Origin of the sequence: Streptomyces coeruleorubidus, from assembly GCF_028885415.1 — a bacterium.
Taxonomy (GTDB): Bacteria; Actinomycetota; Actinomycetes; order Streptomycetales; family Streptomycetaceae; genus Streptomyces; species Streptomyces coeruleorubidus_A.
The window spans coordinates 8,591,732-8,606,509 of the sequence record NZ_CP118527.1 but is presented as its reverse complement, the minus strand read 5'-3'; the positions used below and the strand labels follow the sequence as shown (position 1 = coordinate 8,606,509).

Annotated in this window: 10 protein-coding genes; 2 read left to right on the top strand and 8 right to left on the bottom strand. The window is 70.9% G+C overall.

All coding sequences use genetic code 11. The features are described 5' to 3' along the window. Positions 1-89 precede the first annotated feature (89 nt). Complete coding sequence (locus PV963_RS39615; protein ID WP_274821265.1) at positions 90-1,454, bottom strand: serine/threonine-protein kinase; 1,365 nt, start codon at positions 1,452-1,454, stop codon at positions 90-92. Then, positions 1,451-2,392, bottom strand: a complete 942-nt coding sequence (locus PV963_RS39610; RefSeq protein WP_274821264.1) for a serine/threonine-protein kinase — start codon at positions 2,390-2,392, stop codon at positions 1,451-1,453. Before PV963_RS39610 ends, PV963_RS39615 begins: the two co-directional genes overlap by 4 nt. Positions 2,393-2,548: 156 nt before the next feature. Here PV963_RS39610 and PV963_RS39605 point away from each other — a divergent pair, with 156 nt between their 5' ends. After that, positions 2,549-4,534, top strand: coding sequence for an N-6 DNA methylase (locus PV963_RS39605; protein WP_274821263.1), 1,986 nt, complete (start codon positions 2,549-2,551; stop codon positions 4,532-4,534). A 90-nt stretch (positions 4,535-4,624) separates the two neighbouring features. Here the strand turns inward: PV963_RS39605 and PV963_RS39600 are convergent, their stop codons facing one another. From PV963_RS39600 to PV963_RS39575, 6 genes are all read right to left on the bottom strand, one after another. After that, positions 4,625-5,923 carry a TIGR02679 family protein gene (locus PV963_RS39600; protein ID WP_274821262.1) on the bottom strand — a complete coding sequence of 433 codons (1,299 nt, stop codon included), beginning with the start codon at positions 5,921-5,923 and terminating at the stop codon, positions 4,625-4,627. Then, positions 5,920-10,128, bottom strand: a complete 4,209-nt coding sequence (locus PV963_RS39595; RefSeq protein WP_274821261.1) for a TIGR02680 family protein — start codon at positions 10,126-10,128, stop codon at positions 5,920-5,922. The genes PV963_RS39600 and PV963_RS39595 overlap by 4 nt, the downstream gene beginning before the upstream one ends. After that, complete coding sequence (locus tag PV963_RS39590; RefSeq protein WP_274821260.1) at positions 10,125-11,462, bottom strand: TIGR02678 family protein; 1,338 nt, start codon at positions 11,460-11,462, stop codon at positions 10,125-10,127. Before PV963_RS39590 ends, PV963_RS39595 begins: the two co-directional genes overlap by 4 nt. After that, positions 11,462-13,051, bottom strand: coding sequence for a TIGR02677 family protein (locus PV963_RS39585; protein WP_274821259.1), 1,590 nt, complete (start codon positions 13,049-13,051; stop codon positions 11,462-11,464). The genes PV963_RS39590 and PV963_RS39585 overlap by 1 nt, the downstream gene beginning before the upstream one ends. Before the next feature lie 372 nt (positions 13,052-13,423). Continuing rightward, complete coding sequence (locus PV963_RS39580; RefSeq protein WP_274821258.1) at positions 13,424-13,549, bottom strand: hypothetical protein; 126 nt, start codon at positions 13,547-13,549, stop codon at positions 13,424-13,426. Continuing rightward, positions 13,543-13,755: a hypothetical protein gene (locus PV963_RS39575; RefSeq protein WP_274821257.1), complete on the bottom strand. Its 213-nt coding sequence runs from the start codon at positions 13,753-13,755 to the stop codon at positions 13,543-13,545. The genes PV963_RS39580 and PV963_RS39575 overlap by 7 nt, the downstream gene beginning before the upstream one ends. Positions 13,756-14,116: 361 nt before the next feature. On the opposite strand from PV963_RS39575, the gene PV963_RS39570 reads away from it, so the two are divergent. Continuing rightward, entirely contained in the window at positions 14,117-14,773 is a 657-nt protein-coding gene (locus PV963_RS39570; RefSeq protein ID WP_274821256.1) for an isochorismatase family protein, read from the top strand. The last annotated feature ends 5 nt before the right edge of the window (positions 14,774-14,778 follow it).

Genomic DNA, 14,778 nt, shown 5'->3' with positions numbered 1-14,778 from the left:
TCCTGTCTCCCCTCCGGACGGGGCGGTGGCAGCGTAACACCGCAACATTGACTGTGAACAGAGATTACAAAACATCGCCTCGGGCTGGGTCACGCGATGCGGCGAAGCCGGTCCAGCAGAGCGCGGGCCCGGCCGTGCCGTGGGTCTGTGTCGGGCAGGATCCGGTCCTCGTCGTCCGCGAGGCGCTTCAGCAGCTCCGTGGCCGCGTGGCGTTCGCCCGCGCGAGCCAGCAGCACGGCGATCTCGTACCGCGTGCCCAGAACCCCGGCATCGTCCGGCCCCAGGAGGCTGCGCTGCTCCGCGAGGACCGACTTCAGCTCGTCCAGCGCCTCGCGGGTACGGCCGAGGACGCCCACGCACAGGGCGTGTCCGGCCCGGGCGGCAAGTAAGTCCGCTCGTCCGAGGTCGGCACCGGCCAGGAGATCGCCGTACTCCCGCAGGGCGCGAGCGGGCTGGCCCGACTGGCGAAGCCGGTCGATCTCCGCCAGCCGGGGATGCGGAATTCTCGGTACCGAGGGGCGTGCCGGGGCGGGCGCCCAGGCGGCTGCTCGTGTGGCCACTTCGGCCGCGGAGGCGGGCCGGTTCTCCGGCTTCTTCTCCAGGAGCGCCTCCACCAGCTCCCGCAGTCCGGACGGGATGCCGGAGCGGCGCTCGTCGAGCGCAGGCACGGGCTCGTGCGCGTGCTGGTGGTAGAGCATGAACGGGCTTCCGGATGTGAAGGGCGGGTCCCCGGTCAGCAGTTCATAGAGGACGCAGCCCAGGGAGTACAGATCGCTGGCGGGCACGGTCTGGCCCACGGCCTGCTCGGGGGCCATGTACACCACGGTGCCGGGGGTGGCGTTCGCCGCGGTGAAACGGGTCTCGCCGGGTTGCGGATCCAGAGCGGCCGCGACGCCGAAGTCGAGAACCTTGATGTCGTCGTCCGGGGTGATCATCAGGTTGGACGGCTTGAGGTCACGGTGTACGACGTTCTGGGCGTGGGCGTAGGCGAGCACCTCTGCCGTACGCCCGGCGACGTCCGCCGCGTGCTCGACGCGCAGTGGGCCCTCGCTCTTGAGGACGGCGTCGAGGGCGCGTCCGGGGATGAGGTCCATGACGAGGTAGAGCTCGCCTTCGTAGCTGCCGTGGTCGTGGACGGCGGGGATGCCGGGGTGGTTCAGGCGGCTGGTGAGGCGTGCCTCGCGAAGGAAGCGACGCTCCAGTGACGTGAACTCCGCACCGCCCGCGCGGGGCGCGACGAGCTTCACCGCGACGTCGCGGTGACGCTCCCGGTCGTACGCCGCCCAGACGACGCCCATGCCGCCCCGGCCCAGCTCTCGCGTGAGTTCGTACTGTCCAAGGCTTCGCCCCATCGCGCCCGTCCCCAGTCCCGGCGCCCGCGGCGCCCTTCGCTCCCCTGCGACCCGGTCGAGGTCCCGCACCCCGGTCGGCACGGTCATTTTCTCACTGCTCACACGAGGCTCGGCCCTTGCGGGACCAGGAAGGGACGACGGGGGTCCTCGGGGAGCCCGGGCCGGGTGGCCAGCTCGGGGCAGGGAGCGGGCAGGTAGGGGGCCAGGGCCGCGTACACCTCGGCCGCGGAGGAGGGGCGGTCGTCCGGACGCTTGGCCAGCAGTGCGGTGACCAGTTCTTGCAGGCCCCTCGGAGCGTCGAGACCCGAGTCCGCCATCACGGGCGGCGGAGAGGTCAGGTGATGCGTGACCAGCAGCGCCGGCTGGCCGGTGACGAAGGGGGTCTCGCCGGTGAGCATGTGGTGCAGCAGACAGCCCACCGCGTAGAGGTCACTCCGCCCGTCGAGCCGGCTTTGCCCGGAGAGCAGCTCGGGCGAGGCGCACACGATATTGCCGATGCTCTCACCGGTCATGGTCAGACGCGGGTCGGCGTCGCTCAGGACCTTGACCAGTCCGAAGTCCAGGATCTTCACGACGCCGTCCCTGCGGATCATGACGTTCTGGGTCTTGAGGTCACGGTGGACGAGACCGGCTGCGTGGGCGGCGGACAGTCCGGCGCACAGTTGGGCTGCGACAGCAGCGGCCGTGGGGACGTCGAACCGTGCGTCGTCCTGTTGGTCGAAGAGGAACTCAAGGGTGGTGCCCTCGATCAGTTCCATCACCAGACAGCATGTACCGTCCGTGATCGACGCGTCGAAGACGGTGGTCGTGTTCGGGTGGTCCAGGCGCGCCGCGGCCTTCGCCTCCCGCTGGAAACGCCGCAACGCCTCATCCCGGCTCCGGGGGACGGCGAGCAGGTCCGCAGCCACGGTCTTCACGGCCACGGGCCGCTCCAGACGCAGGTCACGCCCCTGCCACACCTGGCCCATCAGGCCACGGCCGAGGACCGATGTGAGCTGGTAGCGGTCCAGGAGCACCGTTCCCGGCGTAAATCTCTGCATTCTCCCGTCCTCCACACTTCCCACACGGCGATTCCGGATATGTGCACTGTGAACACTGTCAATGAGCGTAGTAGCCTCTCATGCAAAGCCACTCCGCCAGACCCGTCCACCGCCGGCACCGCACGCAAGCGCCCCCCAGCACCTCGGAGACTGTCGATGAGTACAACCGGCTCCGTACCGGTCAGCCTTGCCGAGATCGCTCGGATCGCCGGCGTGGGGCGTGCCGCGGTGAGCAACTGGCGGCGACGCCACGACTCCTTCCCCACGCGCATCGGCGGCACGGATGTCAGCCCCCAGTTCTCACTGGCGGAGGTCGAGCAGTGGTTGAGGGACAACGGCAAGCTCGACAACATCGGCGGGCGCGAGCTCCTGTGGCCCCGGTTCGAAGCCCTGGGCAGCAGGGACGAGTCGGGCCTCGCCATCGCCGAGGCAGGCCGCCGCATGCGCTCCCCTCGCGCACGCGCTTCACGGGTTGAACTCACCGCAGACACCGAGAAGTTGGTGGTCGAGACAGCGAAGCTGGGACGGAACGAAGGGGCGCGAGCGACATTCGAGTTCCTGCTCCAGCGGTGGCTCGAGACACATGTACGTCAGCTGAGCACGACGCCGCCGCCGCTCGCCGCCCTGATGGCGCGGATCGCGCTCGGCGTCCACATCGGCGAGCCCGAGGAGGAACTCACCGTCCTCGACCCGGCCTGCGGCACGGGGCACCTGGCGGCCGCTGCCGTGCAGGAGTGCAAGGGTTCGGGCCTGGTGGTGCTGGCATGCGAGCGAGACCCTGCCCTCGCCGCGCTGGCCTCCACCAGACTGTCGTTCGTCGGGGACGACCACGACGTCCGTACGGAGATCGCCACGGCGGACGCCTTGCGCGAGGACCCGTTCACCGGAGCGCGGGCAGACATCGCCCTCTGCAACCCTCCCTTCAACGAGCGCGACTGGGGATACGAGGAACTCGCCACCGACCAGCGCTGGACCCATGGTCTCCCTCCGCGGACCGAGCCGGAACTGGCCTGGGTGCAACACCTGCTCGCCCATCTCAAGCCCGGCGGAGCAGCCGTCGTCGTCCTGCCTCCCGCGGTCGCCTCACGCAAGGCCGGCCGACGCATCCGAGGCTCCTTGCTGCGGACCGGCGCGCTCCGAGCCGTGGTGGCACTCCCGCCCGGCAGCGCCCAGCCGCACAGCGTCTCACTCCAACTATGGATCCTCAGAGCCGCTCCGGACGGCCCGGGTGCGGTTCCGCCCGGCCAGGACGCACTTCTTGTCGACGCGACGCGCTTCACGAGAACCGGCACGCGTGAACCCGGCCCCCACTGGGACCCGCTCCAGGCCTTTGTCCTCTCCGCGCTGGAAGCCCTCGACCGCTCGGACGCGGATCTGCCGGACGGCGCCGTCCGTGTTCCACTCATCGAGCTCCTGGACGACGAGGTGGACGTCACCCCTGGGCGCTACACGTCGGTGAGCACCGAGCCGTCCGGCCTCGAACTCGCGGCAGCCTGGAAAGAAGCGGAGACGTTGCTGACCGACCTGGCCAGTCGAGCCCAGCGTCTGTCTGAACTGAGGTTCGATGCCGACAGGCAGCAGACCACGGCCAGCGTGGGAGACCTCGCCAAGGCCGGTGCTCTGTCGCTGCGCGCAGGGCAGCAGCCGTTGGAGGGCACAGCGGCGCCCGCCAAAGCATCCGTGCCGCTCCTCACCGTTGCCGACCTGCTGACGGACGGCACTCCTAGCGGGCTCGTCGCGACCGAATCGGCGGCTGCGATCGCCGAGAAGGGCGACGTCGTGGTCGCCGGTGTCGTGCGTGCGTTCAAGGCATGGGTGCACGAAGGGCCTCCGACGGCCCTGGGGTCCCAGCTCTACGCCCTGCGGGTGGATCCGGCGAAACTGGACGCCCACTTCCTCGCCGGTTGTCTGCGCGCACCCTCCAACGGACGTCAGGCAGGCACTCATGCCTCCAGTTCGTCACGGGTCGACGTCCGGCGCCTCCAGGTACTGCAGCTCCCTCTTGACGAACAGGCAGCGTACGCCGAGGTCTTTCGCAGCCTCAGGGCCTTCGAAGCGCAACTCGTCAATGCCGAGGGCACGGGCAGAGGACTGGTGAGCGACGTGGCCGACCTGCTTGCGGCAGGTGGGCTGGACATCTGACGTCGTCATGGGGAATCGCCGGACAGGTGGGACGCGACGGTGCACACCGTCAGCGATGCCGCCGCGCCGGTTCGCCGTCCGGCCAGGCCTTCACCCGAGATCCTCCAGGAGCAGGTCGAGCGCCGCCTCCTCGTGCAGGGCGATGCCCAGGGCGTCCATGGTGGGGGCCAGTTCCGCATCCCACACGGCCTCGGCCGGCGTTCCGATGAGGGCGATCTGTGGTGTGCCGTGCGCCTGGGTGCGTGTCGCGAGGTACTCGTAGTCGGCCGCTCGCATGCGCCACGGCCCGGCGCCGTACCGCTGCATGATCCGGTTGGCCAGCGCGATGCCGGGCCAGTCGAAGTCACCGTGGTAGGCGAACCGGCAACCGGACGCGGCCAACGTGTCCAGGAGGGTGAGAACGACCGTCGTCGCGCTCCCCGAGGTGCAGATCAGGGGTGCCGAACGGCCGGTGCCGGCCGCTGCCTCGACCACGCGTGGGTTCTCGCAGACGTGGACTCGGGTACCGGGCGGCATCTTCAGGCTCAGGGTGCGCAGTTCGCGCAGGGTCAGGTGGGTTTCCATGTGGTGGTCGGCGCGTTCGCGGAGGGCGGCCTCCCGCCAAGTGCCGCCGGTGGGGCGCAGGCCGTACGCGAGCACCGTGCTGGAGACCTCGTCCGGAGTGACCGAGGCGAGGTGCCACAGGGCGCGGCGCGCGGGCGCGTCGGCGGGGGACTCGACACCGTACGCCAGTGCGATGCCGCGCAGGACCAGCCGGGCCAGCAGCGTGCCGTCGTCGAGGCCGTGGGCCGAGCCGGTGGCTCGGGTGGCCAGTTCAGCACGGCCCCAGGAGACCGGGGTGGGGTGTGGTCCGGTACCGGGGAAGAGCGTCGCCAGGGTGTGGACGGCCTGAGTGATCACACTGTTCGCGGTGTGCGGATCCTGACGGGCGAGTGTTCCGCCGCGTCGTATCTCCTCCAGCCACTGTGCCGTCCAGGGCCGGCCCGACAGCGAGGTGGCGTCCACCTCGGTCTGAGCCGTCGACCACAAGCGGGCCCGTTCTGCCGCCGCCGCGTCGCGGACCGCTCGGCGGTCCGTCAGGGGTGGGCCCATTTCCTCCAGTGTGGAAGCCAGACCTTGCCCGACCGCGCTGGCGCGCAGGCGGGTGTCCAGGTCCGGCAGGCGGATCGTGGCGGTGCCACCGGTGATCGGCCTGGCCAAGAGCAGGGACAGTGCCTCGCGTTCTTGTGCGTCCAGGTGCTGGAGTCTGATGGTTCCGGCCGGTTGGAGGCCGTTGCGTTCCAGGCGGGTGCGTGCGGCCGTCCAGAGGCGAGTGAGGCTTGGCCGGGTGAGGAACGCGAGGGCTTCGGCGTCCGGACGGTGTGCGTCGGCTCGTTCGCGTCCTGTCATACCGGCATCAGCCTCCGCTGCCGCCCGTTCCATGTGTAGTGGAGCGTGGCCACGCCCCGCACATGCGGGTCGCGCAGGCACTCGTAAATGTGGAGGGATGGTACGTCGGGCCAGTTGCCGATCAGCCGCTCGCTGGTCAGGACGAAGTCGAGGTCGAGGTCGACCAGGATGCGGCCGAGGCGGGCATGCGTGGGCTCGTCCACCTTGGCGAACGCGTCGTCGAGGAGGATCAGGCGTGGTGCGTGAGGGGCTGCGTCTGCGAGGCTGGTGAAGTGCGCTGCCGCCGCGGCGAAGAGGACCAGGTAGGAGAGGACCCGCTGTTCGCCCTGGCTCAGTCCCGTGCGGCCGGAGAGTTTACGACGGCTGCCCGGTGCCGCGTCGTTCACCACCCAGGGGGTGAAGGTGAACCAGTCACGGTAGTCCAGGGCGGTGCGCAGGTGGGCCGCGTAGCCGGCGGCCGGGTCGGCGCGGCGGGCGTCCTCGATGCGGCGCTGGAGGACGTCGCGGAGTTGCTCGGACTGCTCACGGGTGCGCAGTCCGGAGGGGCTGCGCAGAAGGTCGACGGCCGCCTTGACGTCGGCTTCGACTCCCTCGGCCAGCTTCCAGTCGAGGGTGACGCCCAGGCCGTGGGACGTACGGACCGTGGCGAGCGTGGTGTTGAGGGCGGCGACCAGGGCTCCGGCGGCCAGCACCTGCGAGGACAGGTGGTCGCCCAGCTCTCCTGTCAGGAAGCGCTGGAAGACCTCGCGTTCGCGCTCCGTCAGACGGTCACGTGCCTCGGCGGCCTCGGCCGCGATGCGCTCGCCGACCGCGACGATGTCGTGCGGGCCGTGGTCGTCGACGAGCCGGCACAGTTTTATGCCGTCCTGTTCCTCCATCGTCGCGTCGTAGCCGCCGGAGAGCTGGTCGCGCAGTTCGGTGTGGCGGTTGAGGAGGGTGGTGTCGGAGACGTCACGGCGTTCGGCATCCAGACCGCGGCGCACGGCGTCGACCAGCAGGCGCAGAACTGTGATGCGCTCCCCCACGTCGTGATGGACGGGGTCCGGGGACTTCAGGGCCCCTTCGTCCGCGTCGGCTTCGAGGCCCGCCCCCTTCAGCACCCCCGGCAACGAAAGCGCCGTACGCAGTCTCCTGCCGCAGGCCAGCACCTCGGCCTCCTGCGCGGCGAGTGTCTCGCGCCGCACCCTCTCGTCCTCCTCCGCCCGTACGCGCAGGTCGTGCACCTCGGCAAGGTCCCTTCGGACGCGAGGGAGTTGGCGTCCCACGGCGTCCAGGCGGCGTTTCGCCTCGGCCTCGCGGGCGAGGACCTGCTGCTCCGTGGCGCCAAGGGCCTCTTCCAGAGCGCGGACGGTACGGCGGGCCGCCTCCAGGCGGCCGAACGGCTCGGCGTAGTCCGACTCGGCATCCCGGCGGGCCGACTCGGCACGCTCGTAGTCGGCCCGGCCGTCGCGGTGGCCGTCGGCCGCGGACAGGACCGTGTGCACCCGGCGCCGCAGCCGCAGCGTGCCCTGCCCCAGACGATCCAGGGCCACACGGACCGTCTCCAGTGCGGCCGGATCCGCCGGGAGGCCCTGGGCACTCGCCGTGGCCTCGGCTTCGCGCCGGGCGGCGACCGCTCGGGCACGCGCCTGCTCCGCCTCGCGGGCGGCCGTGGACGCCTGCGAGGCGAGGGATTCCGCGGTGCTCTGGGCCTCGGCCGTACGGGCCCACGCATCCGTCAGCCCACGTGGCGAGGGCGGGCGGCGCAGGGTGTCGCCGATCTGGTCGCGGTGTTCGGTGAGCTTCCGCAGATTGTGCCGGCGTTCCATCAACTCGCCGTCCAGATCGGAGAGTCGGCGGTCGAGTTCCGCCAGCGCCCGGCGGCGTGTCTCCGCGCGCACCTCCGCGCCCACGTACTCGGCGGCCTGCTTGGCGTGGCGGCCGCGGGCGATGCCGAGCCGCCAGGAGCCGTCGGTGCCGATCGCGGTGTGCGACCCTGTCTCTGCCGCGGCCGGCGGGTCACCGTCGCCGGTCAGCTGGTGGCTCTCGGCCAGGACCACCGCCCCCAGCACGCGCTCCACCTGCTCCGCCGTCACTCCGGTGTCCGGCGCGGCCACCGGCCGCAGTACCCGGGCGAGAGTCGCCCCGGCCACGGGTGCTCCTGCAACCAGGAGCGTGTCCCGCGTGGCCGGGTCGAGGACGGTGCCGTCGGCGCGTACCCAGGCGTCAAGCAGGCCGCTCGCCTCCAGCGCGGCTTCCAGCCCTGCCCGCGCGTCCGGCGCCAGGTCATGGGCGAAGTCCACCAGCCGGTACAGGGGCGCTCCGGTGCCCGGGATGCGGGGAGCCGTCCGGTGGGACGGGGGTGGAGGCTCGGGGTCGGTGCGGCGTTCCCATTCCTCGCGCCGGTGCCGCAGGCGGTCGTGTTCGGCCTCGAGTTCGCGGACGGTCAGGGAGAGATCGTCGCGTTCGGCGCCCAGTTCCGCCAACCACGGGTCGACGGCCGAGCGGGCCGCTTCGACCACCTCGTCGGGGGCCCGCGCGGGCAGCGGACCGTCTGCCGGATCATGCGCGACCAGGGCGAGTACGGCGTCCAAGGGTACTCTGGTGGAGTTCCCCAGCCGCTCGCTCCAGGTTTTGACCGCGACGGCGTACGCCTCTCCCTCGCGCACGGTTTCCTGTCGGCGCTGCTCGGCCTGGGCGCGCGCGTGGTCCGCCTGCTCCTCGAGGCGCTCACGGGTGGCGTCGGCCTCCGCCGCCAGCCTCTGAGCCTCGTTCGACCGCTCGATGAGGGCGCCCAGTTCGCTGACGAATCGGGAGCGGTTCCTGATCACCGGCTGCGCGGCGTCAAGTCGTGCGCCCCAGGCGTGCAGCGCGGTCGTGCAGATCTCCGGATCGACCGCCAGCACCTCGCTGTGCCCTACCACGTGGAGGTCGCCTTCCGGCGCGGTCAGTTCGGTCGTGGTGGCGGGCGCGACCGGCACGGCGGGTGTCGCCACGGGCTCCCCCAGATGGGCGGGATCGATCCCGGACCGCTCGGCTTCTCGCATCAACTCGCCGTGTGCGGTGCTGAGTTCAACCAGCTCTTCGCCGAGCCGCCCGGCCTCGGCGGTGAGCCGCCGCCCGGCCTCCTCCTGGTTGCTGTGCGCCTGACGGACGGCCTTGAAGGCGGTGGCAGCGGCGCTGTGCAGGGCGGTGACGGTGGCGCGTTTCTCCCCGAGTTCCTTCAGGCTGCGGTATCCGGCGCTGGCGTGCAGTGCGGCCAGGTCCGTCTCGGCGGCACCCGACTCGCCCTCGAGAGCTTCGATGCGGGCCCTGAGTTCCTGCTCGCGCTCGCGGAGCTCCTCCGCCCTGCGGGCCGCGTCACCTGCGGACTTGCGGTACTCCATCAACTGCTCGAGCTCACCGCTCGCCTGGTCCGTGCGGCGGCGCAGCGCCCCGTGCAGATAGCCCCGGTAGCCGGCAAGGAAGGTGCGCAGGGCCTGGTCGGTGCGTTCCAGGCGCCCCAGGTAGGCCCTCACGGAGTCCAGGTCGTCCAGGCTGCGGGCCACCTTCTCCACGACCTCGTCGTCGAGGGCGGGCAGGGTCTCGGCGAGGACCGAGACCAGTCCACCGGAGTCGATACGGTCGCCGATGGTGGGACGGCGCAAGCGGTGCAGCAGGTGGAGCAGGTTGCGGTAACGCGCCGGGTCGGTCAGGCCGAACAGTTCTCGGGCGACCTTTGCCCGGTGCTCGACAGCACGGTCGGTGACGTTCTCCGAGCCGACGAGCGACTTCAGTTGGTCGACGGGGAGTGGCCGCCCGGTGGGGGCGAGGTCGATCCCCTCGCCGACCCGTAGCCCTGTGGTGAAGAAGAACGGCTTCGCCGTCTTGGTCGACTGGGACGCGCGGATGGCCACGCCGACGGTCAGATGGTGCTCGTCGCCCTCCTCGTCCGTCCGCGCGAACTCCAGCCACAGGTAGCCCAGCCGGTTGGTCTGCTCGAAGCCGTCGAGCATCAACCAGGAAAGGGTGGTGCGCCCGGTGCCCGTGGCGTCCAGTGCACGGGCGTCGCCGTCGAGGAGGTAGGGCAGCAGCATCTCCAGGGCCTTGGACTTGCCGGCGCCGTTCTTGCCGCGCAGCAGCAGGCGCCCCTCGCCGAAGGTGAACTCCTGCTCGTCGTACTGCCAGACGTTCCGGATGCCCGCGCGGTGCAGTCGGTAGCGGTGCGGGGCCGGTGGGCGGTTCATCGGGGCGGCTCCTTGGAGACGTCGTCCGGTGAGGACTGGTCGGTACGGGACTTGACCGCCACCGTGGTGGCATACCGGGCGGCTGCGGCGAGCAGGAGCCAGCCGCCGACCGCAGGTCCCTGGCCGCGCGCCTGGGAGACATCGGTGACGGCGCGGCCGTCGGCCACCGTCTCCTCATATCCGTCGGGCAGGCCGTGGCCGTCCGCGCGCACGGGTCCGGCGGGAGCCATCAGACGCATCCGGACGAGGAGGTCGAGTACGGCAGCGAGGAATCCGTCCCGGTCCTCCAGGTGACCGCGCTGCCAGTTGCTGCGCCTGCCGTACTGCTCGATCAGTTCGTCGAGCAGGTCGGGCAGCAGCCCGTCCGGGACGGGTACGCCGATGACCAGACGTCCGCCGACCGCCGGATGGCCCGGGTCTTCGGGACGCAGCCGGTCGACCAGCCGCTCCACAAGGAGCAGGGCGGCTTGGGCCACCGTCCCGGTGCCCGGCAGGTGCAGGTCGGTCAGTTCGTCGTCGGTGTCGATCAGGGCGATGCCCTCGGCGCGGATCTCGGCCTCCAGGCCGAGGAGTTCGGAGAACGCCTGCGCCTCGCGCCGCTGCCGGGTACGCAGCCATTCGCGCTCGGCGTCCGTGAGGTCGTCGAGGTGGACGACGGGGGTTTCGACGAGGCGCCTGCGGACGTACGTACGTGGCCCTCCGAAGCCCGGGTCAGCGGCCCGGCGCACGAGGTCCGCGCCGTCGCGGCTCTGGGCGAGCGGGCCGGCGACGACGACTCGCGCTATCTCGCGGTCCACGGTGAGCAATGCCTCCCCGGCCCGTTCCTCGGCGACGGCCGCGACGTGCCCCTCGGTCTCGACCAGTACGCCCCAGTCGACGAGTTGCCGCAGCGCGGCCGCGAGGGTTCGCCGCTCGGCCTGCCGCCCGGTGTCGGAGATCTCGATGCCGGCGTCGACGGCCGCGGCCCGCAGATCGGCGACGAGCTGGGAGAGCAGGAGCTGTTCCGGGGCGGTGACGAGGACCGACAGCGCGAGGGCCAGGTAGGCGTACGTGCGGGGGCTGAACGGTGTACCGGTCGACGGTCGTTCCAGGCGGTGACCCGAGCCCGGGCCGAGGCCCGCCTTGAACAGCCGGGCGTACGAGGCCTCCACCAGCAGGCGGTACCCGAACACCTGCTGGAAGCGCTGAGCGAGCCAGTCGGCGTGCCGCCGGATCAGCGGGAAGGTGTCGCCGTGCGGTCCGGTGCTGGTGACCAGGGGGTGGGCCAGCAGAAGCCTGGCGGCGGTGCGGCGCTCGGCCGCGAGTGCCACGTCGTGTGCGGAAGGCAGGGGCATCAGGCGCTCGCCTCCCCCACCGTGGGCGAGGACGCGCTCTCGACGGCCACGGTGAGATCGTCAACCGTCAGGTCACCGTCCACGGACCGCATTACGGTGGACCGGCCCGGTGTGCGCCACGCGGTCAACCTGATGCCGAGGTCCGCGTCGTACGCCAGTGCGCCGTCGAGCTGGAAGTCGCGGGCGTCCTTGTGCAGTTGGGCGTTGCCGAGGGCGGTCGTGAGCAGTTCCAGCAGCAGTCGCATGGCTGGGGCGCTGAGGCGCACCTGCTCGAACCTGCCCGAGGTGCTGCGCAGTTCGTCGGCCGCGGCCCGCCGGGCCTCGGCCTGCTGCCGGGCCTGCTCCATGAGGCGGCGCTTCTGCTCGGAGTGGTCCTCGACCGCCGCTGCCCGTCCGCGCGGAGCCCTGCTGCCGCGCTCGCGCAGCGCCACGGGTACGTCCACCACGGGTCCGGTCCACCAGCTCACGTACGCCGGCACGGACCGGTCGGGGTCGGGTGCGACCCCCAGATGGCGCGCGCCGTAGAGCCCGAAGGCGGCGACAGCGAGGTCGTGGGCCTCTTCCGGCTCCGCGGCGTCGAACCAGGCCGCGAGCCGCAGCAGGTCCTTGCGACGGGACATCTCACCGGAGGCCGAACGCAGCATCCGCTTGGCGTTGGCGAGCAGCGACTGCAGGGCGCGCAGGGTGGCGTCCCGGAGCTGATCCACCTGGCTGGGGTGTCCTCCGGTGACGATGAACCACTCGCGCAGCCCCTCCCAATCCGCCAGATCCCGTCCGCGGCTGCGCTGCACCCGCGTCTCGGGAAGCCCGTCGGCGAGCGCTCCGATGCCCGCCGCGTGCGCGTCGATACGGCTGAGCAACGCGGGCAGATGCGGCCAGACGGCGTCCAGGTGGGCCGCGATGCGCGGGGCGCGGAAGGAGACGTCCTCGGTGATGGCCTCCACGTAGTCGAGCAGGAGTTCCTTGAATCCCTGGTACTCGGCCGAGTCGAGGTCGTAGCGCGCCAGCACCTGGCCCAGGTAGGCGTAGAAGTCCCGGACGGACTCGGCGAATTCGGCGAACTGCACGAAGAGCGTACTGATCCGCTCCAGCGCCTGCTGCGGGTCGGCACCACCCGGCGCCGCGGCCAGGGCCGCTATCTCGCGCAGCCCGCGGTCGACGAGGGCCAGCAGCTCGCTGCTCACCTCACGTGCCGCATCCGCGCCGGCGAGTACCTCGTCCGCGTCTCGCTGCACGCGCTCCCCCAGCTTCGACAACTGGTAGCGGGACCGCGAGCGCTGGTATTCGGCGATGCTCGTCGCCTTGACGGTGTGCGTGCTGCGCAGCAGATTGCCCCAACGCACCAGCTCTTCGAGCCTGCGTGTGAGCGTTTCCGCGTCCAGCGCCGCCCCTGGGCCGCCCGTCTCGGCCAGTTTGGCGAGCAGGTCGGGTACGGACAGGTCGGCGAGCAACGTGGCGCAGAACACCCGCATCACCGCCACGTACTCCAGACGCTCGGGCGCACTGAGGTACGCGTACGCGCTCAGCCGCTGCCACGCCTCCGCGCCGGTTTCCTCCCCTTGTGGTGCTCTTCCTTCTTTCCCCTCCACGCTGCCGAGCGTACGGACCATCACTGACACTTCGAAGGAAGTCGAGGAAAACCGGCCGCACGCGGCGCGATCCGAACACGCCGTCTAACGGCCGGGCGAGCACTGACGCTGACCAATTGCTGATCGAATCGCTGCCGCCACACGTCTGACCTGGGTAGATAGCAAAACGCTAGACCTTGGACTTGAACATGGTACGAAGCACGGAACAACTCCCGATCTGTCTGCTCCCTGCCTGCTCATGCAGGTCAAGTGCGGCATCCGGAGATTACATCGATACGCATGTGCGGTCAGCCGTCTCCGGGTGTTGGAGGACTCACACTGACCCGCCACTGATCCCGCTGTCGTACCCGGCACGCGTCGGGACGTCCCTGGTCAGCCGGTCAGGCGCGGCTCTCCGACCTCGGCCGCACTGGCCTCCAGACCGTTCCTGGTGAGGATCTTCGCGAGTTCGCCGCTGCTCCGCAGGGCCGCGATGTCCTCGTTGACCGCCTTCAGCATGTCCGGTCGGACAGGCCGAGCACCTTCGCCCGCTCCGCGGTGCGGCGAGCCCGGCGAGGAAGACCCTGCGGTTGCCGAAGGTCGGCCAGCCGTCCGCCCACCGGCAGCAGGGCGCCGAAGGCGAGAACGTAGGCGCCCACGACCCAGGTCAGTCCGGTCTGCGCGGCGTCGAGATCCCTCCCGATGGCGGGCAGCGCCACGTTCACGACGGATGTGTTGAGAACGACGAGGAACTGCGCTGCGGTGAGCAGGGTGAGTACGGCCCCGGAGCGGCGTACGGGTGGGTACGGCTGGGGTGTGCGAGCACGTATGACGGCCTTTCAGGCTGCTGGCCGCGCGGACAGCCGCCCCCGGCGAGGGCTCCCGAACTGTCGATCGCGTCGGCGCCGCCGATGCTGTGCCGGCTCGCGGGGCGGACCCAGATCAGTCGGGTGCTCACTGGTGCTCAGTGCTGTCCGGGCGGCGCGAGGAGCGTCAACACCCGGAATTTTTAATTAGGTTAGGCTAAGCTAAGAGAAACTCGGGAGTTCGGATCCGTGCGGTGCGTCATCAGGGGAGGGAACCGCCGTGGGCTTGCCGACCATCGGCTCGTACCCGATGCCGGATCGTTCCTGCCTCCCCCGCCCGCACGTCTCCTGGAGGATCGATCCGGCACGGGCGGCGTTACTGGTGCACGACATGCAGAACCACTTCGTCGGGGCGTTCCCGGCGGGGCGTTCCCCCGTGATGGAACTGGTCGACAACATCGTGGCGCTGCGCGAACTCGCCGACGCCCTGGGCCTGCCGGTCGTCTTCAGCGCGGAGCCGGCCGGGCAGCCGCCGGGCACGCGGGGTCTGGTCGCCGACATGTGGGGGCCGGGCATCGCGGACGAGCCGGATGCCGCCGCGATCATCGCGCCCCTCACACCCCGTCCTGGCGAGCATCTGCTGGCCAATGTGCGGCACAACGCCTTCCTGCGCAGCCATCTCGGCAGACTGCTGCGCTCCAAGGGCCGCGACCAGCTGATCATCTGCGGGGTGCACGCACATCTCGGCGTCCTGCTGACGGCGGCGGACGCCTTCATGAACGACATCCAGCCGTTCGTCGTCGCCGACGCGGTGGCCGACATCTCCGCCGAGGAACACTCCCTGGCCCTTCGATGGGCCGCGCGCAGCGGCGTGGTCTGCACGACGGACTCCCTGCTGCGCGGGCTGCTGCTCCACAAGGAGCGGCGGAACGCGTGACGACG

Bases quoted from the DNA above. Each gene is read 5' to 3' on its own strand.
- PV963_RS39600 (WP_274821262.1), bottom strand. From the start codon at position 5,923: ATGACAGGACGCGAACGAGCCGACGCACACCGTCCGGACGCCGAAGCC.
- PV963_RS39610 (WP_274821264.1), bottom strand. From the start codon at position 2,392: ATGCAGAGATTTACGCCGGGAACGGTGCTCCTGGACCGCTACCAGCTC.
- PV963_RS39595 (WP_274821261.1), bottom strand. From the start codon at position 10,128: ATGAACCGCCCACCGGCCCCGCACCGCTACCGACTGCACCGCGCGGGC.
- PV963_RS39605 (WP_274821263.1), top strand. From the start codon at position 2,549: ATGAGTACAACCGGCTCCGTACCGGTCAGCCTTGCCGAGATCGCTCGG.
- PV963_RS39580 (WP_274821258.1), bottom strand. From the start codon at position 13,549: ATGCTGAAGGCGGTCAACGAGGACATCGCGGCCCTGCGGAGCAGCGGC.
- PV963_RS39590 (WP_274821260.1), bottom strand. From the start codon at position 11,462: ATGCCCCTGCCTTCCGCACACGACGTGGCACTCGCGGCCGAGCGCCGC.